Source organism: Pseudomonas sp. D1-1, from assembly GCF_051132225.1.
In the GTDB taxonomy this organism is placed as follows: Bacteria; Pseudomonadota; Gammaproteobacteria; order Pseudomonadales; family Pseudomonadaceae; genus Aquipseudomonas.
This window is the reverse complement of record NZ_CP071676.1, coordinates 1,810,728-1,831,720: the sequence shown is the minus strand read 5'-3', so window position 1 is coordinate 1,831,720 and position 20,993 is coordinate 1,810,728. Positions and strand designations below refer to the sequence as shown.

23 protein-coding genes, 1 tRNA gene and 2 pseudogenes are annotated in these 20,993 nt (G+C 57.7%); 11 read left to right on the top strand and 15 right to left on the bottom strand.

The window, feature by feature from the left end; all coding sequences use genetic code 11:
• Positions 1-185: 185 nt before the first annotated feature.
• Both dapF and J3P86_RS08355 read right to left on the bottom strand, forming a co-directional pair.
• Positions 186-1,001: a diaminopimelate epimerase gene (gene dapF, locus J3P86_RS08360; protein ID WP_434699906.1), complete on the bottom strand. Its 816-nt coding sequence runs from the start codon at positions 999-1,001 to the stop codon at positions 186-188.
• Between the two features lie 19 nt (positions 1,002-1,020).
• Positions 1,021-1,827, bottom strand: coding sequence for a helix-turn-helix domain-containing protein (locus J3P86_RS08355; RefSeq protein ID WP_434658270.1), 807 nt, complete (start codon positions 1,825-1,827; stop codon positions 1,021-1,023).
• 116 nt (positions 1,828-1,943) lie between these two features.
• Between J3P86_RS08355 and J3P86_RS08350 the strand changes: the two genes are divergently transcribed.
• Positions 1,944-2,285 (top strand): DUF2834 domain-containing protein, encoded by a 342-nt coding sequence (locus J3P86_RS08350; protein ID WP_434625098.1) that lies wholly within the window; start codon positions 1,944-1,946, stop codon positions 2,283-2,285.
• A 205-nt stretch (positions 2,286-2,490) separates the two neighbouring features.
• Complete coding sequence (locus J3P86_RS08345; protein ID WP_434699905.1) at positions 2,491-3,456, top strand: EamA family transporter; 966 nt, start codon at positions 2,491-2,493, stop codon at positions 3,454-3,456.
• Between the two features lie 12 nt (positions 3,457-3,468).
• Here J3P86_RS08345 and J3P86_RS08340 read toward each other — a convergent pair whose 3' ends face one another.
• From J3P86_RS08340 to J3P86_RS08330, 3 genes and pseudogenes are all read right to left on the bottom strand, one after another.
• Positions 3,469-3,954, bottom strand: coding sequence for a helix-turn-helix domain-containing protein (locus J3P86_RS08340; protein ID WP_434699904.1), 486 nt, complete (start codon positions 3,952-3,954; stop codon positions 3,469-3,471).
• Positions 3,951-4,283 carry a type II toxin-antitoxin system HigB family toxin gene (locus J3P86_RS08335; protein ID WP_434699903.1) on the bottom strand — a complete coding sequence of 111 codons (333 nt, stop codon included), beginning with the start codon at positions 4,281-4,283 and terminating at the stop codon, positions 3,951-3,953. The genes J3P86_RS08340 and J3P86_RS08335 overlap by 4 nt, the downstream gene beginning before the upstream one ends.
• A gap of 178 nt (positions 4,284-4,461) precedes the next feature.
• Positions 4,462-4,797: pseudogene (locus J3P86_RS08330) on the bottom strand (NAD(P)-dependent oxidoreductase); the annotation flags it as partial.
• Between J3P86_RS08330 and J3P86_RS08325 the strand changes: the two are divergent.
• From J3P86_RS08325 to J3P86_RS08315, 3 genes and pseudogenes are all read left to right on the top strand, one after another.
• Positions 4,798-4,992, top strand: a pseudogene (locus J3P86_RS08325) (helix-turn-helix transcriptional regulator); the annotation flags it as partial.
• A 696-nt stretch (positions 4,993-5,688) separates the two neighbouring features.
• Entirely contained in the window at positions 5,689-6,531 is an 843-nt protein-coding gene (locus tag J3P86_RS08320; RefSeq protein WP_434699901.1) for a hypothetical protein, read from the top strand.
• Between the two features lie 187 nt (positions 6,532-6,718).
• On the top strand, positions 6,719-7,534 hold the full coding sequence (locus J3P86_RS08315; protein ID WP_434625106.1) for a DUF1206 domain-containing protein: 816 nt from the start codon (positions 6,719-6,721) through the stop codon (positions 7,532-7,534).
• Positions 7,535-7,567: 33 nt separating this feature from the next.
• Here J3P86_RS08315 and J3P86_RS08310 read toward each other — a convergent pair whose 3' ends face one another.
• Entirely contained in the window at positions 7,568-8,065 is a 498-nt protein-coding gene (locus J3P86_RS08310; protein WP_434625108.1) for a nuclear transport factor 2 family protein, read from the bottom strand.
• A 124-nt stretch (positions 8,066-8,189) separates the two neighbouring features.
• Positions 8,190-9,230 carry a UV DNA damage repair endonuclease UvsE gene (gene uvsE, locus J3P86_RS08305; protein ID WP_434699899.1) on the bottom strand — a complete coding sequence of 347 codons (1,041 nt, stop codon included), beginning with the start codon at positions 9,228-9,230 and terminating at the stop codon, positions 8,190-8,192.
• 317 nt (positions 9,231-9,547) lie between these two features.
• On the opposite strand from uvsE, the gene J3P86_RS08300 reads away from it, so the two are divergent.
• Together J3P86_RS08300 and J3P86_RS08295 are read left to right on the top strand one after the other, a co-directional pair.
• Positions 9,548-9,730, top strand: a complete 183-nt coding sequence (locus tag J3P86_RS08300; RefSeq protein WP_407684018.1) for a hypothetical protein — start codon at positions 9,548-9,550, stop codon at positions 9,728-9,730.
• 45 nt (positions 9,731-9,775) lie between these two features.
• Positions 9,776-9,925: a hypothetical protein gene (locus J3P86_RS08295; RefSeq protein ID WP_434699898.1), complete on the top strand. Its 150-nt coding sequence runs from the start codon at positions 9,776-9,778 to the stop codon at positions 9,923-9,925.
• A 123-nt stretch (positions 9,926-10,048) separates the two neighbouring features.
• On the opposite strand, the gene J3P86_RS08290 is transcribed toward J3P86_RS08295, so the two are convergent.
• Positions 10,049-10,138: transfer RNA gene (locus tag J3P86_RS08290), tRNA-Ser, on the bottom strand.
• Positions 10,139-10,446: 308 nt separating this feature from the next.
• On the opposite strand from J3P86_RS08290, the gene J3P86_RS08285 reads away from it, so the two are divergent.
• The 3 genes from J3P86_RS08285 to J3P86_RS08275 all read left to right on the top strand — a co-directional run bounded on the left by J3P86_RS08285 (position 10,447) and on the right by J3P86_RS08275 (position 13,284).
• Complete coding sequence (locus J3P86_RS08285) at positions 10,447-11,136, top strand: crotonase/enoyl-CoA hydratase family protein (protein ID WP_434699897.1); 690 nt, start codon at positions 10,447-10,449, stop codon at positions 11,134-11,136.
• A 318-nt stretch (positions 11,137-11,454) separates the two neighbouring features.
• Positions 11,455-12,177 carry a 1-acylglycerol-3-phosphate O-acyltransferase gene (locus J3P86_RS08280; RefSeq protein WP_434699896.1) on the top strand — a complete coding sequence of 241 codons (723 nt, stop codon included), beginning with the start codon at positions 11,455-11,457 and terminating at the stop codon, positions 12,175-12,177.
• Positions 12,178-12,312: 135 nt separating this feature from the next.
• Positions 12,313-13,284 carry a magnesium and cobalt transport protein CorA gene (locus J3P86_RS08275; protein WP_434699894.1) on the top strand — a complete coding sequence of 324 codons (972 nt, stop codon included), beginning with the start codon at positions 12,313-12,315 and terminating at the stop codon, positions 13,282-13,284.
• A gap of 89 nt (positions 13,285-13,373) precedes the next feature.
• On the opposite strand, the gene J3P86_RS08270 is transcribed toward J3P86_RS08275, so the two are convergent.
• From J3P86_RS08270 to J3P86_RS08260, 3 genes are all read right to left on the bottom strand, one after another.
• Positions 13,374-14,108 (bottom strand): amidotransferase, encoded by a 735-nt coding sequence (locus tag J3P86_RS08270; RefSeq protein ID WP_434699893.1) that lies wholly within the window; start codon positions 14,106-14,108, stop codon positions 13,374-13,376.
• 84 nt (positions 14,109-14,192) lie between these two features.
• Positions 14,193-16,337: a 3-hydroxyacyl-CoA dehydrogenase NAD-binding domain-containing protein gene (locus J3P86_RS08265; RefSeq protein WP_434699891.1), complete on the bottom strand. Its 2,145-nt coding sequence runs from the start codon at positions 16,335-16,337 to the stop codon at positions 14,193-14,195.
• A gap of 26 nt (positions 16,338-16,363) precedes the next feature.
• Complete coding sequence (locus J3P86_RS08260) at positions 16,364-17,569, bottom strand: acetyl-CoA C-acetyltransferase (RefSeq protein ID WP_434699889.1); 1,206 nt, start codon at positions 17,567-17,569, stop codon at positions 16,364-16,366.
• A gap of 587 nt (positions 17,570-18,156) precedes the next feature.
• Here J3P86_RS08260 and J3P86_RS08255 point away from each other — a divergent pair.
• A complete protein-coding gene (locus tag J3P86_RS08255; protein ID WP_434674519.1) occupies positions 18,157-18,975 on the top strand; it encodes a c-type cytochrome in 819 nt (272 codons plus the stop codon).
• 80 nt (positions 18,976-19,055) lie between these two features.
• On the opposite strand, the gene J3P86_RS08250 is transcribed toward J3P86_RS08255, so the two are convergent.
• The 4 genes from J3P86_RS08250 to J3P86_RS08235 all read right to left on the bottom strand — a co-directional run bounded on the left by J3P86_RS08250 (position 19,056) and on the right by J3P86_RS08235 (position 20,878).
• Positions 19,056-19,397 (bottom strand): ribonuclease E inhibitor RraB, encoded by a 342-nt coding sequence (locus J3P86_RS08250; RefSeq protein WP_434569327.1) that lies wholly within the window; start codon positions 19,395-19,397, stop codon positions 19,056-19,058.
• A 203-nt stretch (positions 19,398-19,600) separates the two neighbouring features.
• A complete protein-coding gene (locus J3P86_RS08245; protein ID WP_434699887.1) occupies positions 19,601-19,837 on the bottom strand; it encodes a hypothetical protein in 237 nt (78 codons plus the stop codon).
• 138 nt (positions 19,838-19,975) lie between these two features.
• Positions 19,976-20,584 (bottom strand): START domain-containing protein, encoded by a 609-nt coding sequence (locus J3P86_RS08240; protein ID WP_434699886.1) that lies wholly within the window; start codon positions 20,582-20,584, stop codon positions 19,976-19,978.
• 39 nt (positions 20,585-20,623) lie between these two features.
• The gene (locus J3P86_RS08235; protein ID WP_434699885.1) at positions 20,624-20,878 is read right to left on the bottom strand and encodes a YkgJ family cysteine cluster protein; all 255 of its coding nucleotides are present in this window, start codon (positions 20,876-20,878) and stop codon (positions 20,624-20,626) included.
• Positions 20,879-20,993 lie beyond the last annotated feature (115 nt).

Below are 20,993 nucleotides of genomic sequence, written 5' to 3'. Positions count from 1 at the left end.
AGCCGCCCCAAACGTTCTTCCAGACGAACTGCATCCACCGGTCTACGACGGCTACGCCGCCGAGCGGGAGCAAGCTCCCTCGCCACGAAGCGTGTACCTGGAAGATTATGTACGGAAGTTGCTGCCGCCTTCGCGAGCAGGCTCGCTGCCACAGAAATCGGCTCGGGGTTCAAGCACCTGCCCATTCAAGCTTGACTCATTGTCCCTGAGAAGCTTGCCTCCACCGGCCCGATCAGAAAGACCGAACCCACGCCGTCCCATTGCACCGTCACGTTTCCGCCATCACATTCAACTTCGACGGTACTGTCCAGCAGTCCACGACGGATTCCGTTGACAACCGCGCCGCACGAGCAAGAACCTGAACCCAGCGCAATGCCCGCCCCGCGCTCCCAGATGCGCAATCGGATATGCGTGCGATCAACGACCTGGACGAAATGAACATTGGTCTTGAGTGGAAATAGCGGGTGGGTTTCGATGGCTGGTCCGATAGTGGCGATATCAACGTCAGCCAGATCGTCGACAAAATATGTGCAATGCGGGTTGCCCATGCTGCACGCGGCTGGACTACCGGCAAGGGGCAAAACGGTGGAGTCCAGTTCCTGCGACAGGGGAATGTCCGACCAGCCGCAAAGTGGCACGCCCATGTCGACGCAAATGTCGCCGTTTGGCGTTCGCTCGCAGATCAACAGACCGCGGTTGGTGCGTAGCGCTACCGAAGCAACATTGGCTTCGCGCATGAGCAGGTCCGCCGCCCCGCGCGTCGCGCTGCCACACACATCCAGCGCGGAGCCATCTGCGTTCCAGAACACCACCCGCGCATCGGCATCTTCACAATCGAGCAGCACCGCGAGTTGATTGAAGCCCACGCCGCGGTTCCGATCCCCCATCCGCCGGGCTATCGCACTGGTCACCGGACTGGGCGAGTTTCGCGAATCGACGATGACAAAATCGTCGCCATTGGCGTGCATTCTTTGGAAGTTGAGATTGAGTGTCGGTTGCATGTTTTCTTCCCTGAAATCGTTAGCGTTGCGTCTGCTCGTACGCCTTGGTCATGACCTTCCAGGTCTTGGCGTCGGCAGGAATGAGATGCTCGATACGCAACGAGCTCATCGTGATGTCGAGCGGCATGCCAAAAGTGGTGAATGTTGACATGAACGTCAGCTCGCCATGGGGCGACTCGACCTGCGTCAATAACAACGGAGGCAGATCGTCAGCCAGCGCCGAAGCGCTGTGTGGAGTCGGCAGACTCTTCAGAATCCCAGCCAATGCGGGATTGTTCAAGGCTTCCCGAGATGCCCGTTGCCAGGCCACTAATCTTATTTCCTCGGCGTTGCTCAGATGGTCGCCCAAGCCGCCGGGTTGCAGCAGTGTCACCAAGAGATTGAGTCCATCCGCGGCATCCCTGGCAAGACCCACCAGATCGAACAGGACACCCGCGCTGGCGTTGGCTGCAAGGATGTCCCATTGAGCGCCCAGAACAATCGCCGGCGCGGGATTATTGGCATTAAGGATATGATCAATGGCATCACGTACCACTTCCATTGACGACGACGTGAGCGGTGTCGTTTCGTAGCGAGGGGCGTAGCCGCTGGCGAGAAAGATGCCGTTGCATTGCTCCAAAGGTACATCCAAGGCAGTCAGTAAGTTATGCAGAGTGCCAGGGCTTGGCGTGGCGCGCCCCGTCTCGATGCAGCTTAGGTGACGCTGAGATATCCCTGTTATCAGTGCGCAATCCAACTGACTCAGTCTGGCCTGTTGGCGCAAGTGACGCAGTTGCGCACCGGCTGAAGTTGGCGGCGTTGCTCGGGACATGGGTCGATTGGTCATCCATTGACTCTGGCATTGCAGGTGGGCGGCGTCGATGACCTCGGAGGTCATTGAAACCATGATGGTCAAATCACTAGCCTACCTCCCTGATCAACGAACCTGTCCCGGGAGGCAAAGTGAAGAAGCCTTATATCGCACTTGTTACGCTGCTGTTTTTTACCGTTTACACGGCGTGTACGTTGTTGCTCGCCGAGCAATCGCTCTTGGCGTTCGGCGTCAGACTCATGTCCAGCGCAGACACCGCGCAAGTAGTCATCGACCTTTATCTGCTCGCCTGCATGGCGTGCATCTGGATGTACCGGGACATACGCGCAAGAGGCAAATCGCTCGTATCGTTGCTACCTTACATCCTGATCACGGCCATCTTCGTATCAATCGGTCCGTTGCTGTACATCGTTGTTAACGGATTTGGACGTCAATCGCCGGTGACGGTTGCACCTGCTCATCCGCCGTCTTGAACCACGCTTCAGGCATTATTACCCAAACTTCCTTGCGTATTTCCTCCAGAACCCCGCTGCTGTCAAACATCCAGGGCCCAACGACGGTCGAGAAGAACGCGATGTCTACGCAGGATTTTATCGAAGGTACTCGGATTCGTTGCTATGGTTGTACTGAACCAAGGCAGTTGTTGGTCAATGGGCAGTATGTCGGAGGGCACGACTGATGATGCGGGTCCGCTCGAACCTCATCGTCGGATTGGCCCTCGCGGTAGTCGCGACGCTGAGCTGGGCGCTGAACTTCATTGCGCCCTACGTCACCGGGGCCTACACAATCTATGATTTGATGATCGTACGATTCCTGATCGCCGGAGCGCTGGGCCTGGGTGTCGTGCTGCTCTACCGGGCCCGACTTCGGCTCCTGCGCCTCGATCAGGTGCTCCTGGCCGCTGGCCTGGGTGTGATCGGCTATCTCGGCTATAGCGCATGCATCGCCGCCGGTATCATTTTTGGTGGGCCGGTGCTGACCCCGGCCTTTATTGGCATGGTGCCGGTCTTGCTGGCACTGCTGGGCAACGCCACGACCAAAACTCTCCAGTGGAGCAAACTGGCGATCCCACTGGTTTTCCTGACCGTGGGCCTGCTGCTGTCCAATCTCGGCGCTGTCCATCAACCCGTTGCAGGCCAGGGTTCCTGGCTGATGGGTTTGCTGTTTTCTATCGGTGCCGTGATCTTGTGGCTCGCGTTCAGTTGGTTGAATCAACGCGCCTTGCTGAAGCTATCGCCCAACGCCTCGGGCGTATGGACAGGCCTCATGATGGCGGGTGCGGGAATCGGCACCGTGTGCCTGTTACCGGCGATACAAGCGTTCGACCTGCTCGAACTGCCGCGCGTGGGTTTCAGTTTTTCCGTTGCAGGGCACTTGTACCTCTGGAGTTTCGTTATTGCGCTGATGTCATCCTTCGTCGGTGCCTGGGCCTGGAACGCCGCGTCCCGGCGCCTGCCCATGGTGCTTTCCGGGCAGTTGATCGCCCTGGAATCGCTGTTCGCGACACTGCTTGGCTTGTGGTTTCATGGCCGGCTGCCGACGCTACTGGAGATGTCGGGGCTTGCTGCCGTGCTTGTCGGGGTGATCATGGCGGTGCGTATCATTCTGGTTTCGCGTGGATCGACAGTGGCCCGTGTCCCTTGATCAGCGTCATTGCTACCTCTTATCCGGCTCCTTTGCAGGACCAGCCGACAAGAAAGCGCTCGGTTCCATCGCAAACCGCTCAGCCAGCGCATAAGCCATCTTGTGACTGATGGGGCGATCGCCATTGAGCACCTTGGACACCGCGGTTTTATCACCGATTTCAGGAAGGTCTGAGCCAGTGAGCCCGAGCGTCTCCATAAGGTCCTTGATCAGTTGCACCGGGGTGCAGGTTGCCTCAAAAGCAGCGTTCGATTCGCGAAACTGGTCGGAATCACGCTGGTACGCCAGGATTTCCTCTTCAAGCTCAGCGAGAATCCTTTCCTCGGTCTTGCTCAGCCCACGCCCATCGGTGAGCTCATCGAGCAAATCGGTCGCGCGCTCGTAGTCGGCCGGGGTCTTGATGCCGTGCACAAACTCACCCCGCAGGCGATCCAGTATCGCGTAAAGCTCGCCAAGCGTTGCGATCACCGTTTGAAAGTCGTTCCGGGCTGCGCTCATCGTTTTGTCCCTTTGTTTCTTGCATACCAGACGTTGGCGACGTCGTAATCGGCATGCGTGTAGACGTGTTTGACGTAGAACTTCTGCCGCGCGTAGTTAACGCCGCCTATCACCCTGAGATTATTGCCGCCTACATCAATCACAACCCAATTCATTGCGGCTCTTGGCTTGAACAAGTCGACACCGTGCGTACCGAAAAGCTTTTGCAGGTCTGCGAATTCCTTGGGGCGCGCCATTCTCAAAATGCGCAGGCAGCGCTCAAGCCCAGCCCTCTCGTTCGGGTACAGAATCGCAGCGTCGTCAAAGCGGGATGGCGTGAGTATATCCATGGGCGTCCTTGTCTTTGAGCCGATGGTACTCTGGTTGTGTTTTTTAACAACTTTTGTTTGTTGGCAAATGTAAGCTCCATTGTGGGAACCCCGCGATTCCATTCGCCAAGCGTTCCCACCTGGATACGCCTGACGCAAGCGCATCTTCCACTAATGCCTTTCTGATGCGCCCCGCTCGTCAACCCGTCACGCACCCCTGAGGGACTTTTCCAGCAAAACTGTCCACCAGGCTCGCCACCACCATTTCGCCCATTCGCGTGCGGGTCTGCAGCGTCGCGCTCGCCCTGTGCGGTTGCAGCACCACTTGCTCATTACCAAACAACGCTTCAGGCACGTTCGGCTCATCGATAAACACATCCAGCGCGGCACCGGCAATGTCACCGGTGGCAAGGGCGGCTACCAGGTCCGGCTCGTTGACCAGTTTGCCTCGGGCCACGTTGATTAGGTAACCGCCCTTGCCCAAGGCACGTAGCACCTCGGCATTAATGATCGCTTCACCTTTGTCGGCGGCGGCGAACGCAGAATGCATGCCGCACGCGATTATTTGCTCAACGGCACCCGTCCGGTGGGTGAAGTGGCGAGGTTGTGCGGCTTTGCCGATGAGGCTTATTTTTCCAGGCGCTTTCGCCAGATTCATGGACAGCCACCGGGTCAGTTCCGGCGGCAGCAACTCAACCCGGACACCCCGAAATCACCGCTGAATACCTGAGAAATCAAAGAGCGGGATAGGTGCCCCAGACGCAAGCGCTGTTTAACGGCGCGGCGAAAAGTGGGCAATCAATTTATCAGAAATAAATATCGATAAAGTTAAACGCCGGGCCGCCGACAACTTTTCAAGTCCGAGGCTTATACCGCGGATGGATATCTGTAGTACAACTCCTACATGTACACAGAGATAGGAAAACACAACAAGGATAGGTTCTAGCAAGGAATCCAAGCACGTGAAAAAATTGATCCAAGTGTCTGCCGGTATCGTCGCAGTGGCCCTGAGCCAAACTTCTTTTGGTGCAACATCCAACTGGACACAAACCCGCTTGGCGCCTAGCGTGTACGGCCCGAGCTCCGAGAATTCTAACTTTTTCTCGACTCCGCTCGATATCCCCTTGGGAGCTACGATAACATCCGTATCCTGGAATATCGGGCTCTACAAACACGGAGCCACGACTCAGCTATATAAGGTCTGCTATGCGGCCCGCTACTCTACTGTCTACGACAAGTGCACGGACTCCGTACCGATTCTTGCCAACGCAACCGAATTTTTTTATGGACTGGATGCCAAGGGAAAATTCAAGATAACAGGAATTCTGTTTGGCGGGACCTACCCTGCTTATCCGTCCCATAGCAACTCAATCACCGCACACTATCGAAGCCCACGATAAGGGATATCCTTCTCAAGGAGAGAACCATGACGACTATAAATACGTCAAATGCTACTCAGGTAACAACCGTCACCCTCAAACCCAACTCCATCAAAAGTGACGCGGACACGGCCAGCTCCGCGGCGCCGTTACCGGCGATCGAGAGCAAACCCTTCCTTTCAGACCAGGCAAAAATACTCTCGTCCTTATACACCTCTGCAAGCGATTATTTGAAGACCGAACACATGGAGCCTTTCCCCGGAATAGTGAAAGGCTACATCGCTCCTTCCGGCTATATAAACGTTGAAAAATACAACGCCTATCTGTTCGACAAGGCTGCGACCACTATGGTCGCAGCGGCCATGGATAAAGGCATCCCCTTGGACAAGGAAGAAGTCCTGGCCCAGTTGAAAGGTGATCATTCTGATATAGCCGCTATAACACTTGACGACCCGCATCGAAAAGCCAAGCTGGGGGAAAACAGTGTTTTCACCGACTTGACGCTTTCCGATCTGGGCAACATGACTGACGTCTACATCACAGCTAAAGAGAATGGGCTGGACCTTGAGGAAGTAGGAGGGCTTGCTCTGGACAGAGCGATCCAAAACCACTACGGAGAAACCTTGCAAGAAAGTGATATCTACCCTAGCGGCTGGGATTTTACAGAAACAGACCCGGATAAAATCGCTGCCGCCGTCAATTGGCTACCGGAATCATTCACCAGCGGGGCCGACGAGATAAGAAACAAGATCCAAGGTGATTTGGGGTTGGGCAGTGATTTCATAGACTTCCTGCTAAACCCCAGACTTGGACTTAGGGGAGCCACCGACGCTTCTCTTGATTTCTTATCGAAGCTGGTCGATATATACAACAAACAGAAGCAAGCTTAAATTACGTATTGAAGGGTGATTGCTAAAAAACCCTGAAGACCGGAGCCCAACTGATCCGCGAGACCGACACGGAATGCGGTGGGTCAGTTGGCCTTGAATCGGGCCAATGGGTCAGCGCCCCATCTTCAATCGAACCCCTTCCGACGCCATGGGTCTGTTTTTGTATCACTGTCGCGGAATCGATCCCATGTCCCCACACCAGAGCCTGGTGCTACTTGCCCGAGGCGGTTATGCCGCTCGTGGCGTTATTTATCTCATCGTCGGCATTCTTGCCTTGCTCGCGGCCCAGGACTCCACCAAACCGAAGGACAGTCACAAAAGCCTTGAAATGCTGCTGAGCCAGCCCTTCGGCCATGCCTTGGTCGGCCTGGTAGTAGCGGGCCTGCTTGCCTTCGCCGGCTGGCGCATCTTGCAAGCCACGCGCGACGTTGATCATCACGGTACGCAGTTCAAGGGCCTGGTGATTCGCGCCGGGTTGCTGGCGAGCGGCCTGGTCAATGGCGCGCTGGCATTCTTTGCCTTGGGCCTGCTGATCAGCGGCTTGAAAAGCTCCGGGAATTCCGGCGGTGGGCAAACCCAGGACCTGCTGGCGCGCGTCCTGTCCTGGGACCATTCGAACCTGTTAGTTTACCTCGTCGCGCTGGTGCCACTGGGCGTCGGCATTGCCCACATCATCAAAGGCTGGAAGGCCTCGTTCGAAAAATATTTCGAGGCTGACGAAGAAGTGATGCGTTATGTGCGGCCGGTATCGCGCTTCGGCCTGATCGCCCGCGGGGTGGTGTTTATCGAGATCGCCGTGCTGCTGATCATCAGCGGCTCGACCTATAAAGCCGTGGACCCGCCCGGAATGAAAGATGCCCTCGATGCGTTGCAGAATCTGCCGGCCGGAGGCTTGGTGTTGATGGTGATGGCCCTGGGGCTGATTGCCTTTTCGGTCTACAGCTTTTCCGAGGCGGCATGGCGCAAGATCAATATGGATGTGCCAGGAGTGGTGCACACATAGGTCAACTTGCGCCGTTGTTATGTCAGCTGCCCTCTACTGCGCAGGCGTTACCCGGCGCATGAGCTCATTCAACGCGTAGGTGTCGAGGAAGGCCATTGCCTGAGTGATCCGGCCATCCTTGAAGGTCAGTTGCCACAGGTAGGTATTGTTGTAGGGTTTTTGATCGAGGGCTGTCGCAGTGCCGTTCCACAGGACAACGACAATGTCGTCCTGGGCGACGATGCTCTGTAACATGGGGGAAATTGGCGTCGCCAGTCGGGCGCTGATCGGCCGCACGGCCTGTTCGATCAGCTCGGTCTTGCCGTAATACACGCCGGAAACCGGGCTCGATCCCGCGACTGTCCAGACCGCATCGGGCGCCAGCAGGTCGAAGACCGTGCCTTTGCCCTGCTGCCAGTTCGCGAATGCCTGGCGGACCAGATTCGTATTGGCCTCTTGAGTGTTTCCCGAAGCCCAGGAGGTGTTCGTGGAAAGCATTAACGCCAAGACAACAACCTGGGCACGCCAGGCCAAACTTTTCCATGTAGTCATGATGTTTACCTCACGGCAATGCAGTTGATAAAAGTTCTTTCTGAGAACCTTAACGGCATGCGCCTTGAAGCTTTTGCTCGATACTGCTGTGGGGTTGCCTGATGCTGTTCGCAGGTCGTTTGATCTATACGCAGGGATGAAGATAAGGCCGAGCGACATCTTCATAAAATGCCTGCGCAGCCAGATTCTTGTCTTTCGCCTCCAACATGATGTCGAAACGGTCCAGAAACTTGAGCGCGTATGAGTTGGTCCAGCGATTCCACATCTGGTCACTGTGACCGTACAAGTCACGTTTGGACACCACCTTCAATAACGCATCCATCTCAAGCTTTTTGCCTGCATCGAAACCCAATTCCTGCAATCGCTCCGGCGGCTGTGAATAATGCATGGTTGGCCGAACTCCACGCCAACTTTCGATGATGCGATCGACTCGCGGGGAGTCCGGTGCGATGTAATCGTTCTCGTTGATCCAACAGTGGTGGATATCCAGCACGACGGGGGCAAGGTCAGCCAGTTGCAGACAATCATCGACGCCGTAGGTCTTCTCCTCGTTTTCGAAGGTGATGCAATTGCGCGCCACCTCCGACAATCGCGGCCAGATCGAACGGATCCCCTCGCCCCCGAGGCGCCCGGCGATGTGCACGTTGCATTTGAAGTCCTGGAAGCGCCGACCGTAGCCCATCATCCGGATCATGTCGGCGTGGTACTCGAACTCGGCGATGCTGTTCTCCACCACACCCGGTTTATCCGAGCCCAACACACAATACTGGCCAGGGTGGAAGGACAGCCGGATATCCGCCGAACGCGCGAGGTTGCCAATCACAGCGAAGCGTTCTTCCAGCTGGCTTTGAATGACCGGGTCCTGATAGAAAGCACTCACCTTCGGATGACTGTAGAACGGCAACAGATCACTGCTCAGTCGGAGCATGCGCAGGGTCGGCGCAAGCTCGGCAACGTAGGCGATGAGGCGCAGTTGTGCGTCGAGATTGTGCGCCACGACTTCAAGCAGCTTGTCGCGGGCGACCTGGAGAGGGACGCCATCCATCCAGCGTAACGTCGTGGTGCGGGGGTTGTATGGCGCTTCGATGGTCTTTAATGCACTCGCTGCGAGGCCGCGATCAGGGTGCCGGTATTGGCAGGCGAAGCCGATTCGTGGGTGAGTCATGGGAGGTCCTGGCCGTCATCCGTGTTGGCGGTAGACATTCTGGAGGCTGAGTTGTCCTTTTTGATTGGCTCGATGAAAACTGTTTTCGGCGATATGTTGACCACGCTTGGCGCCGCCAAGAAAAACCGATTGCGATGCGCTCGGCATACCTTGAAACCCAAGTACATGCTGATCGGCAAGCCGCGATGAATTCAAATGGCTATACTCGGGGCAGGAAAAAACTCGCAGCCGTACCTTAAAGGCACGATATGGATCTCAGGGCAGCGCACAAAGCGCGACCCATGACCCGACAGGACGCACACATGCGGGAATTCGGTATGAGCGGCGCAGAATTGGAAAAGGTCCATGTCGAAATTGCTAAATTGATGGCTGAGACCAAAAAGCTCAACGCCGAAGCGGGCAAGATGACCCGCGAAACGTTCTGGTACCCAGTCGCGGTTGCCACCGGCCTGATCGGTACAGTGGCCACCGTCACCACGCTGCTAATCAAATTCGTCTAACCTGACAGGCCCTGCAAACGCGGGGCCTTCTTACCTTGAGCGCACATGAAAACCATAGAGCGGTACAGTCCGCCCTCCGCGGACGCATTGGCGCGCCTGAAAATCAATCTCGGCTATACCAGCCAGCAAACGGCCGAACTGGTAGGGCTGGCTCAGGGTGGGCAATGGGGCAAGTACACGGGTGGCGCGAGCTGAAGGGCAAATGCGGCAGAAAAAGCCAATGTTCCAAGATGTTCCCATGTCGCCCTTTTTTAAGGACCAAAAACCACAAACCCCCGATTTTCTCTAGGAAAATCAGGGGTTTGTGTTTGCAGAATATGGCGGTGAAGGAGAGATTCGAACTCTCGATACAGTTTCCTGTATACACACTTTCCAGGCGTGCTCCTTAAGCCACTCGGACACTTCACCGTGTCTCGGCAAACTGTTCAGTCTGTCGAGGCGCGCTAATGTAGTCGAAAGCCTTTCCGATGGCAAAGGTTTTTTTCAGAATTTTCATGCGGTTAAGGCCGGTCGGGTATTTCGGACGCGGCGAGGCAGGGCAAACCGGCCAAACTCCAGCTTCGGCTATGGGCGGCTCCACGAGGGCAAGCGCTGGCTGTTGGGCGCCTCGCGAGATTTGGGCGGGGCGGCGCTGACCGGTGAGTCAGTCACGGCGCTTTACCTGGCCTGCGGCGGTGGGTAACGTCTGCTTCACTTCTCTTACAAGGAATAGCGTCATGAGCGACCTGATTGCCTACCATCTCGAAGACGGTATCGCGACCCTGACCTTGAACAATGGCAAGGTCAATGCCATTTCGCCTGATGTGATCGTCGCATTCAACGCTGCGCTGGACCAGGCAGTGTCTGATCGCGCGGTGGTGATCATTACCGGGCAACCGGGGATTCTGTCGGGCGGTTACGATTTGAAGGTGATGACCGCCGGCCCCAAGGAGGCAGTCAGTCTGGTCGCGTCTGGCTCGACCCTAGCCCGTCGTTTGTTGTCGCACCCCTTCCCCGTCGTTGTCGCCTGCCCTGGGCATGCGGTGGCCAAGGGTGCGTTCCTGCTGCTGTCGGCGGACTACCGCATTGGTGTGGAGGGGCCGTTTACCATCGGGCTGAACGAGGTGCAGATCGGCATGACCATGCACCACGCCGGTATCGAGCTGGCCCGTGATCGCTTGCGCAAGTCTGCGTTCCACCGCTCGGTGATCAATGGCGAGATGTTCAATCCGCAGAGCGCCGTGGACGCTGGTTTCCTCGACAAGGTGGTCGCGGCTGACGAGTTGCAAGCTGCAGCACTGGAGGCAGCGCGTCAGTTGAAGAAGATCAACATGACCGCCCACAAGAATACCAAGCTCAAGGTTCGCAAGGCCTTGCTGCATGCATTGGACAGCGCGATTCTGCTGGATCAGGAATACACGGGCTGAACGTTGGCTAAAGACAATATCGCTCACCTAGAAAAATAACGTACCCGTGGCGAGGGAGCTTGCTCCCGCTGGACTGCGTAGCAGGCCCATTTTCATGAGTGCTTCGCACTCAAGCGGGAGCAAGCTGCCTCGCCACGGGACCGGTGAAGTTTCCCATGCAAGTTACTGAGGAATCGGTAACCGCTCTATCCCGCTTCTTACGCGTCGTTTAGAAACATACGCTTAAACATCGCCTATCTCCTCCCTATACAGGCGCAATTGCCGAAAACAGTGCACATCCGTACACTGCGCCACCTTTTGTCCCGATGGGGCCTGTTGATGTTGTTTGCACTGCGTATGTGTTTGATGGGCCTGCATTTTATTTTGGCGGGTGTGCTGGGCGTGATCCTGGGTCTGTGCCGGCCGTTCAATCCTGACAACAGTCGTATATGCGCCAGGTTATACGCGCTGCCTGCGATGTGGTTTCTACGCCTGCGGGTCAAGGCAGAGGTCGACACGCTGATCAACAAGACTCACGGCTGCGTGATCATCGCCAATCATCAGTCCAACTACGATCTTTTCGTGTTCGGCAACGTGGTGCCGCGTCGTACCGTGTGCATTGGCAAGAAGAGCCTGAAGTGGGTGCCGTTGTTCGGCCAACTCTTCTGGCTGGCGGGCAACGTGTTGATTGATCGCGGCAATGCGATCAAGGCGCGCAAATCGATGCTGACCACCACCCATACATTGCAGCATGAAAACACGTCCATCTGGGTGTTCCCGGAAGGGACGCGCAATTTGGGGGAAGACCTGTTGCCCTTCAAGAAAGGCGCGTTCCAGATGGCGATTGCCGCCGGGGTGCCGATTATCCCGGTGTGCGTCAGCACTTATATCAAGCATATGCGCCTGGATCGCTGGCACGCCGGTGACATTCTCATTCGTTCGCTGCCAGCCATTCCTACCGCTGGCCTGAGCATGGATGACATGCCCCGCCTCATCGCCCAATGCCGCGAACAGATGCGTGAATGCATCGAGACGATGGACCGGCAACTGCGCGTCGCGTAAACAAGAAACCCGCCTTCACGGCGGGTTTTCTTTTGCACCGAACTCGGCGCATTTTGCTGACTCTCAAAGACCATGGCGCGCTAAGCTGCACGTTGCCTGCCACTGCCAATTTCCAAGAAGAAGCGAACCATCATCATGGGTAGAGTCGTTGCTGCTGCGGTTTACAGCGCCGGTAAGAAAGTCACCAATATCACCCTCGACGAAGGCAGCGCCTGGGCTGCAAAACCAGGACATTTTGTCTGGATCGGCCTCGAAGAGCCCAGCGCGCTGGAACTGACCAACCTGCAACGCCAGTTCAACCTGCATGAACTGGCAATTGAAGACGCCATGGAGAAACATAGCCGTCCCAAGCTGGAGACGTTTGGCGATGCGCTGTTCATCGTCACTTATTCACCGGTACGCGAGAACGGCAAGCTGCAATTCATCGAGACCCATATCTTCGCCGGCAAGGGCTATATCATCACCGCTCGCAACGGCCACTCGGCGTCCTACGCACATGTCCGGCAGCGCTGTGAGGCGCGTCCCATCTTGCTGGAGCATGGGGAGGATTTTGTCCTCTACGCCATCCTCGATTTCGTCATCGAGAACTACCAGCCCGTCGGCGAAGCCATCCACACCGAGATCGATGAACTGGAGCGCAACGTACTGTGCAGCGCCTTGAACGAGCGCGATATCCAGAACCTGCACAGTCTGCGCCGCGACGTGCTACGCCTGCGTCGTTATGCGGCACCTATGGTGGAGATCAGCGAAGAGCTGCAGCGCCTGGACTTTCCGTTCATCGACAAGAACATGAGTCCATATTTCCGCGATGTGCAGATTCATGTCACCCGGCAGATGGAAGACCTGGCGACGCTGGCGGACATTGCCAGCCAGACTATCGAGATCGGCGTGTTGCTGGAAGCCTCGCGCCAGAGCGTGGTGCAGCGCAAGTTCGCAGCGTGGGCGGCGATCCTGGCGTTTCCAACGGCGGTGGCCGGGATCTACGGGATGAACTTTGAAAACATGCCGGAGTTGACCTGGCACTACGGGTATTTCCTGGTGCTCGGGTTTATCGGGGTGGGGTGTACGTCGTTGTGGGCGAGTTTCAAGCGATCGGGATGGTTGTAGGATTTGCCGGTGGGATTAGCGTGGCCGTCTTCGCGAGCAGGCTCGCCCCCACATTTGATCTGCTGATCAAGTGTGGGATGCCCGGATAATCAGCCTTGGGCGGCTTCAGCTTGGGGTTTGTGGGCGACGAAACGCATCATCCACTCCGCTACCGTCGTGCCGTGATGCTCCTGTTCAAGGCTCGCCACGCCCTGGCTGTAGATCTGCTCGCCGAGGTGTTGCTGGCGAATCTCCAGCAAGGCCCGGGAATAATCATGGATGAATTCCGGGTGGCCCTGGAAGCACAGGACCTGATCATTGATGTGATAGGCCGCGAATGGGCAGAAATCGCTTGAGGCGATGACCGTGGCATTTTCCGGCAGCTCGGTAACCTGGTCCTGATGACTGATCAACAAAGTCAGTTCCTCCATCACCGGGCTCATCCAGGGCGCCTTTGCCGCGAGTTTGTAACGATGGGTGCCAACCCCCCATCCCTGGCTGGCGCGCTCGGTCTTGCCGCCCAGCAACAAGGCCAGCAACTGATGACCAAAGCAGACGCCCAGCAGTTTGTCGCCACGCTGGTAGCGGTCCATCAGATAGGTCTTGAGGGTCTGGATCCAAGGGTCGCTGCCGAAGGAGTCGGCCTTGCTGCCGGTCACCAGATAGGCGTCGAATTGCTCGTCATCGCTGGGGTATTGCCCTTCCACCACGTTGTACACGACAAAGTCGGCCGCAATAGGCTGTTGCGAAAACAGGCGCTGGAACATCTGCCCGTAACCCTGATATTGCTCGACCAGTTCCGGACGCAGGATATCGGTTTCCAGAATGCAGATGCGTAACGACATAAAAAATACCTGACACGATGATGGGAATATTGCACACCCCAGAGCCTGCCTTGAAACACCGCTCCAAGGCAAGCCCCCTCCCCGTCAGAACGTCGCCCGGCTGGCGGCTTTTTCCAGCAACAGGGCCGGCGGTGAGAAACGTTCGCCATATTGCTCGGCCAGGTACTGGGCACGAGCGATAAATGCCGGCAAACCGTACTGGTTGATGAACTGCAACGTCCCACCTGTCCAGGCCGCGAAACCGATGCCGAATACCGAGCCGACATTGGCATCCGGCGTCGAAGTGACGACGCCTTCCTCTACGCAGCGAACAGTTTCCAAGGCCTGGATGAACAGCAGGCGATCGCGGATATCCTGCGCGGGGATTTGCCCATCGGCTTTCTCGAAACGGCTCTTGAGCTCCGGCCAGAGATGCTTCTGCCCTTGGGCTGGATAGTCATAAAAACCGGCTCCGGCCGCTTTGCCTGGTCGTTTGTACTCATCAAGCAGCAGGTCGATCACGGCGAATGCAGGATGCTCTGTCGGCGCTTTCCCTTCTGCGTGCAGGTCTTTGGCGGTTTGAGCGCGGATATGGCTCATCAAACCGAGGGAAACTTCGTCCGAAACAGCCAGGGGCCCGACCGGCATCCCGGCTTTGCGCGCTTCGGTTTCGATCATCGGCGCACTCACGCCCTCGCCGAGCATCGCAATGCCTTCGTTGATGAAGGTGCCAAACACCCGCGAAGTGAAAAAACCCCGGCTGTCGTTGACCACGATGGGCGTCTTGTCGATCTGCCGGACAAAATCGAAAGCCCGGGCCAGGGTTTCATCACTGGTCCCGACCCCCTTGATGATTTCCACCAGCGGCATTTTTTCCACCGGACTGAAGAAGTGCAGCCCGATGAATCTGCTCGCGTCCGACACCGCCTCGGCCAGGCCGGTGATGGGCAGGGTCGAGGTGTTGGAAGCGATCACCGCCTCAGGCCCCGCTGCCGCCTGGGCTGCTGACGATACCTTGGCTTTCAGGGAACGGTCTTCAAAGACGGCCTCGATGATCAGGTCGCAACCGGCCAGCTCGGCATCGTTGTCGGTAGGGTGAATCCGCGCCAGCGTGGCGTCGCGTTGTTCCTCGGTGAGTTGGCCGCGCGCGACTTTTTTGTCCAGCAACGCCGCCGAGCGTGCCTTGCCCTTCTGTGCGGCGGCCAGGTCGATGTCCTTGAGCACCACGTCGATGCCGGCCACCGCGCTGACGCAGGCGATACCGGCGCCCATCATGCCTGCACCGAGCACGCCGACTTTTTTTGTCAGATAAGGCACAACACCCTGTGGGCGGGATCTGCCGGCCTTGATTTCGTTGAGTTGAAACCAGAAGGTGCCGATCAGGTTCTTCGCCACTTGTCCCGTGGCGAGTTCGGTGAAATAGCGCGTCTCGATCAGATGCGCCGCGTCAAACGCCACCTGCGCGCCCTCTACCGCAGCGCAGAGAATCTTTTCCGGGGCCGGCAGGCAGCCCTGGGTCTTGTTGCGCAGGATCGAAGGCGCGATCGCCAGCATCTGGGCGACCTTCGGGTCGGACGGGGTCCCGCCTGGAAGCCGATACCCCTTCACATCCCAAGGTTGGATTGCATCTGGATGGGCGAGAATCCAGGCTCGGGACTTGGCCAGCAGCTCGTCGCGATCCGCCGCCAGCTCGTCGATCAAGCCGGCCTGCAACGCCTGCTGCGGGCCAAGTCGCTTGCCCTCGAGCAGATACGGCAAAGCCTTTTCCAAACCCAGCACCCGCACCATCCGCACCACACCGCCACCGCCCGGCAGCAAGCCGAGGGTGACCTCCGGCAAGCCGATCTGCACCGATGGATGGTCCAGCGCTACGCGATGATGACACGCCAGGCAGATTTCCCAGCCGCCGCCCAAGGCCGCACCATTGATCGCCGCGACGACGGGTACACCGAGGGTTTCGAGGGCGCGCAGTTGCGCTTTCAGCCCCAGGACCATCTGATAGAACGCCTGGGCCTCGGATGGGTCTATCCTGACCAGCTCGTTCAAGTCGCCACCGGCAAAAAAGGTTTTTTTGGCCGAGGTGATGATCACCCCGGCGATCGAATCTTTTTCGGCCAACAGACGCGCCACGCAGGCGGCCATCGCCTCGCGATAGGTCGCGTTCATGGTATTGCTGATCTGGCCCGGCATGTCCAGGGTCAGGAGAACGATCCGGTCCTGGCCGGTTTCGTAACGAATGGCTTCGGTCATGAAAAGTGTTCCTTGGTGTCGAGGGCTCAGAGGCGTTCGATGATGGTGGCGATGCCCATTCCGCCGCCGACACACAGCGTCGCCAGGCCGTAACGCAGGCGACGCGCCTCCAGCTCATCGAGCAAAGTGCCAAGAATTGCGCACCCGGTGGCACCCAGTGGGTGCCCCATGGCGATAGAACCGCCGTTGACATTCACCTTTGCGGGATCGATGGCCATGTCCTTGATGAATTTGAGCACCACCGAGGCGAAGGCTTCGTTGACCTCGAACAGATCGATGTCTTCCACCCGCAACCCGGCTTTCGCCAAGGCCTTGCGGGTGGCCGGGGCCGGGCCAGTGAGCATGATGGTCGGCTCGGTGCTGGTGACCGCAGTGGCGACGATTCGCGCCCGGGGCTCCAGGCCCAGCTCGCGGCCCTTTGCCTCGGTGCCGATCAGCATCAGCGCCGCGCCGTCGACGATGCCCGAGCTGTTGCCCGGGGTGTGCACATGATTGATTCGTTCGACATGGCTATAGACACGCAACGCCGTCGCGTCGAAACCCATCTGGCCCATCGCCTCGAAACTCGGCCGAAGCTTGCCCAGCCCTTCAAGGGTCGAGTCGCCACGGATGAATTCGTCGTGTTCCAGCAGCACGATGCCATTCTGTTCCCGCACCGCCACCAGGGATTTAGCAAACGATCCGTCGTCCCGAGCCCGAGCGGCCTTGCGCTGGGATTGCAGCGCGAAGGTATCGACCTCTTCGCGATTGAAGCCTTCCAGGGTAGCGATCAGGTCCGCGCCAATGCCCTGGGGGACAAAATGCCCCTGCAGGTTCGATTGTGGGTCCAGCGCCCACGCGCCTCCATCGCTGCCCATCGGTACCCGCGACATCGACTCCACGCCGCCGGCCACCACCAGGTCCTCGAAGCCGGAGCGCACTTTCATCGCCGCCAGGTTCACCGCTTCAAGGCCCGAGGCGCAGAAACGGTTGAGTTGCACGCCCGCCACGCTGACGTCCCAGCCCGCCACCAGGGCCGCCGTCTTGGCAATGTCGGCGCCTTGGTCGCCTACCGGAGTCACGCAGCCGAGCACGATGTCATCGACGTGACGGGTGTCCAGGTCCATGCGCTGGCGCAACGCGTCGAGCAGGCCGGCGACCAGGTTCACCGGCTTGACGGTATACAGGGCGCCATCGGCCTTGCCCTTGCCGCGGGGCGTGCGTAATGCATCGAAAATCAAAGCTTGGGTCATGACATCCTCGAACCATCATCGACGTAATGCGAACACCTCCAACCTTAAGCCCAGCGGCGCCGGATTCAATGACCCCAGCGCTCAACGGCATTGACAGCCACGCTCAGACGAACGGTAGCGTGCTATCGGGTTAACCGTTTCAGGTGAGCAAGCTGTCTAGCAAGAGGGCCGGCAAGTAGCTGGCAATAGGCCTCATGCCTGTTTAATAGCTATCAGCTTAAAACTCATACGAATTGGATCTAAGCCAACGCGGCTGCGGCCCCTAATGTAAACCCTGTACAAGAGAGTCGTCGGGTTTTGCCGAGGCGCTTGTCAGCTAGTTTCAAACAGGAAGTGCAACGCCAGCCGCCATGGAGCTACGCAGGCTGGCCTCAGGAAATAACAAAAAAGGCGGGTCAGCCATGTTCAAACATTCGAAAGTTCGTCAAGCCGGACTCATTCTCTTTGCCACTACGCTGCTGTTGATTTTGCCGAACATTACCAAGGTCATCGGCTGAATCCGGGGCGTAGTGCCATCGCCAGCAAATGCACGAGAGTCGTTGTTCAAGCGACGGTGGCTGTGCCACCCTTTGCGCTTCCCTCTCGACATGGAAGGCGATTCATTGAAAGCTCTCATTGCGATCGGGGCGCTGCTGCTCAGCACGCCTCTATTTGCCGCGCAACTCGTGCTTGAACTGGGCACGCAGGCACGCACCTGGCAAACCGAGGAACTGCTCAAGCATCCTGAAGCTCGGACGGTTCGGATCAATGAAGATGTTTCCTACAAGAAACCCATGAGCTATCGCGCCGTACCCCTCACGGCGTTGTTGACTGGCGTCCAGCCGGATGACCACTTGCAGGCCGTGGCGCTGGATGGCTTTGCCGCGGAAATGCCCGCTGCACCGTTGCTCAACCAGAGTGGCGCCCGTGCGTGGCTGGCGATCGAAGACCCCGCAGCCCCCTGGCCGTCGCTGGGCGAGGGCAAGCGCAGTGCCGGGCCCTTTTACTTGGTCTGGACCGATCCCCAGGCGGGACATATCAGCCCCGAACAGTGGCCATACGCGCTGGCGAGCATCAAGCGCCTGTCCGCGGTGGCCGAGCGCTTCCCTGCCCTGCTGCCCGCCCCGGGCCTGGCCAAGGACGACCCGATCAATCAGGGTTTTGCGCTGTTCCAGAAAAACTGCCTGGCCTGCCACCGCCTCAACGGTGCAGGCGATGCCCAGTTCGGCCCGGACCTGAACATTCCCTTCAATCCAACCGAGTACTTCTCGGGGGATTTTCTCAAGCGTTACATACGGGATCCGCAGAGCCTGCGGCGCTGGCCTCAAGGGAAGATGCCGGGGTTCTCGGCGGCGGTGCTGCCGGATGCGGAGCTTGATTTGCTGGTGGGATATTTGAAGCATATGGCGGGACGCAAGCAGCCGTAGATGCTGAATTGCCACAAGAGCGCTACATGAAAACGGCCGACACAAAGGGTCAGCCGTTGCTGTGCTGCAAAGAGTAAGTATCAGGCCTGCAGGCGACGGATCTCCTGCTTGACGCCCCACCCTTCAATGATGCCACCCAGTGGCTCAACCACCGCCTCGAAATTCAGTTCGAAGTCGCCGATATCGTCATAAGTGGCGTACATCACCCGGCTCAGTTCCAGTGACCAGGCTCCATCTTCCCGAGCGCTGATCTGCGCATTCAACGATTCTCCCCGAAAATGACCTGCCGCCCTGCGCGCCCGTTCCTCGTCGGGAAAAATGGCGTAGAACTCGATGGGATGGAATTGGGAGAAATCGAAACCGCCTTCTTTCATGCGGCGCAACACGCTGGTGCTGACATCTTCTTGATAGGCTGTGCTCATGAAACGTCCTCCTCAGAACCGATGGATAGACTTTCCGTCTTCCCGTGCATGCAACCAGCGGTTACAAGCGATACGGCATCAAATGACCGTCGGGACACAAGCATGTAGCTGACAAGACCGGACCTTCGCGATCCTTTCGCTGATCTCGATTGCAGAGTAGCGTCAAGTCAGTGCGACTGCCAAGCGGGACCAGACAATGAATTTCATGAAACCGGTTTAATGCTGATGATCTCAATGCTGTTCTGGGTTTTCAGGCTCTTGACCGTGGGGTCGTCGGTGCGGCCCTCCAGGTCGTTGAGGTCCAGCTCTTTCGAGAGAGGTACCAGCTTTTCCTGAATCAGTTGTGCCGCTTGTTCCATCGTGGGCTCCTGGGCGTAATCAAACTGCTCGGCGATCGTTTCGCCGTGATCGTCAACGAAGGTGATTTCCCACTTTTGCATCAATGTCTCCTTGATCGATGGAATGGCCCGACTTACCTCTATCTCGACATTGGCGGCGAAACAATCGTTCCGCTGAGTTCGTTGACGGCACATAAGAAAAAACCGCCTCAAGGGCGGTTTTTCTCGGAGTGACCAGGGCTATTTTTCGGCGCGTTCTTTCAACGCTTTCAGGGTATTGAACGGCGCATCCACCACGAACTTGTTAGCCAGCCAGGACGGAACGTCGCCCCCCGGCTCGGTATGGACCTGGTAAATCACCTCGACCTGATCCGCGCCCTTGGGAGTGAATTTCCAGAAACCGTCGACTTGTGCCACTCGCACAAAACCTTTTTCTTCAGGAGCGTAAGTAGGCACGCCCTTGAGGTTGCGGGTCAGGCTGCCATCCGCGCCTTCGACGGTGGTAACTTCCAGCACGGAGTCACGCGGCGTAACCGGCCACGGCGTGTTGAATCGAGTGTAGGTCCAGCTCTTGTCGCCCTCGTGCTTGAGCAGCTTCTGGCTCTTGCATTCATGAATCCAGGCACAGGCACCCGATACGTCCTCCTGCAAGGCGCGCAACTTCGCCATGGTGGTCTTCATCACGGTCACGCCTTGGTAGGCCTTGTACTTGGAAAGGCTGACTTCACTGAGTGAAACCTTGATGCCGTCCTTTTCCTTGGCAACCTGCCAATCCTCAGCCTGGGCGGTAGCCGTCGCCAGCAACACGGTCAAACCACACAACACAGCCATACGATGCAGCGAACCCATAATTGTTTTCCTTGTTTTCGAAGTTCCGATCTTGACGCATTACGCTGCCGTGACTTGCTCCCACCAACCGATCAGTCGAATGGCGTCTTCGCTGCTGTCGCCACAGACCTCGATGTCAGCCTCAAACGCCGAGCACACCGCAGGGCGATCGGCCCGGTCGAATATCTGGCACAGATTGTCGACCGACAACTGCACGCAACGCTCGCCCGCCGGCTTGCCTTGAGGCATCCCTGGGATGGGTGAGCTGATGGAGGGGGCGATGCAGCAGGCGCCACAGCCCTCGCGGCATTTCATGACGAAAACGTCCTCGCGGCAGGTAATGGTTGATAACAGGACAGAGAGTAACGGCTAAAACGAACGTTTTAAATTACTGGATGGGTGTTTTTTCGTTCATGACGCGATGACCGAG

Excerpts from the sequence above, each read along its gene's own strand:
- dapF (WP_434699906.1), bottom strand. The coding sequence starts at position 1,001 with ATGCAACCGACACTCAATCTCAACTTCCAAAGAATGCACGCCAATGGC.
- J3P86_RS08355 (WP_434658270.1), bottom strand. The coding sequence starts at position 1,827 with ATGACCAATCGACCCATGTCCCGAGCAACGCCGCCAACTTCAGCCGGT.
- J3P86_RS08345 (WP_434699905.1), top strand. The coding sequence starts at position 2,491 with ATGATGCGGGTCCGCTCGAACCTCATCGTCGGATTGGCCCTCGCGGTA.
- J3P86_RS08340 (WP_434699904.1), bottom strand. The coding sequence starts at position 3,954 with ATGAGCGCAGCCCGGAACGACTTTCAAACGGTGATCGCAACGCTTGGC.
- J3P86_RS08335 (WP_434699903.1), bottom strand. The coding sequence starts at position 4,283 with ATGGATATACTCACGCCATCCCGCTTTGACGACGCTGCGATTCTGTAC.
- J3P86_RS08320 (WP_434699901.1), top strand. The coding sequence starts at position 5,689 with ATGACGACTATAAATACGTCAAATGCTACTCAGGTAACAACCGTCACC.
- J3P86_RS08315 (WP_434625106.1), top strand. The coding sequence starts at position 6,719 with ATGTCCCCACACCAGAGCCTGGTGCTACTTGCCCGAGGCGGTTATGCC.
- J3P86_RS08310 (WP_434625108.1), bottom strand. The coding sequence starts at position 8,065 with ATGACTACATGGAAAAGTTTGGCCTGGCGTGCCCAGGTTGTTGTCTTG.
- uvsE (WP_434699899.1), bottom strand. The coding sequence starts at position 9,230 with ATGACTCACCCACGAATCGGCTTCGCCTGCCAATACCGGCACCCTGAT.
- J3P86_RS08300 (WP_407684018.1), top strand. The coding sequence starts at position 9,548 with ATGAGCGGCGCAGAATTGGAAAAGGTCCATGTCGAAATTGCTAAATTG.
- J3P86_RS08295 (WP_434699898.1), top strand. The coding sequence starts at position 9,776 with ATGAAAACCATAGAGCGGTACAGTCCGCCCTCCGCGGACGCATTGGCG.
- J3P86_RS08285 (WP_434699897.1), top strand. The coding sequence starts at position 10,447 with ATGAGCGACCTGATTGCCTACCATCTCGAAGACGGTATCGCGACCCTG.
- J3P86_RS08280 (WP_434699896.1), top strand. The coding sequence starts at position 11,455 with ATGTTGTTTGCACTGCGTATGTGTTTGATGGGCCTGCATTTTATTTTG.
- J3P86_RS08275 (WP_434699894.1), top strand. The coding sequence starts at position 12,313 with ATGGGTAGAGTCGTTGCTGCTGCGGTTTACAGCGCCGGTAAGAAAGTC.
- J3P86_RS08270 (WP_434699893.1), bottom strand. The coding sequence starts at position 14,108 with ATGTCGTTACGCATCTGCATTCTGGAAACCGATATCCTGCGTCCGGAA.
- J3P86_RS08265 (WP_434699891.1), bottom strand. The coding sequence starts at position 16,337 with ATGACCGAAGCCATTCGTTACGAAACCGGCCAGGACCGGATCGTTCTC.
- J3P86_RS08260 (WP_434699889.1), bottom strand. The coding sequence starts at position 17,569 with ATGACCCAAGCTTTGATTTTCGATGCATTACGCACGCCCCGCGGCAAG.
- J3P86_RS08255 (WP_434674519.1), top strand. The coding sequence starts at position 18,157 with ATGGAAGGCGATTCATTGAAAGCTCTCATTGCGATCGGGGCGCTGCTG.
- J3P86_RS08250 (WP_434569327.1), bottom strand. The coding sequence starts at position 19,397 with ATGAGCACAGCCTATCAAGAAGATGTCAGCACCAGCGTGTTGCGCCGC.
- J3P86_RS08245 (WP_434699887.1), bottom strand. The coding sequence starts at position 19,837 with ATGCAAAAGTGGGAAATCACCTTCGTTGACGATCACGGCGAAACGATC.
- J3P86_RS08240 (WP_434699886.1), bottom strand. The coding sequence starts at position 20,584 with ATGGGTTCGCTGCATCGTATGGCTGTGTTGTGTGGTTTGACCGTGTTG.
- J3P86_RS08235 (WP_434699885.1), bottom strand. The coding sequence starts at position 20,878 with ATGAAATGCCGCGAGGGCTGTGGCGCCTGCTGCATCGCCCCCTCCATC.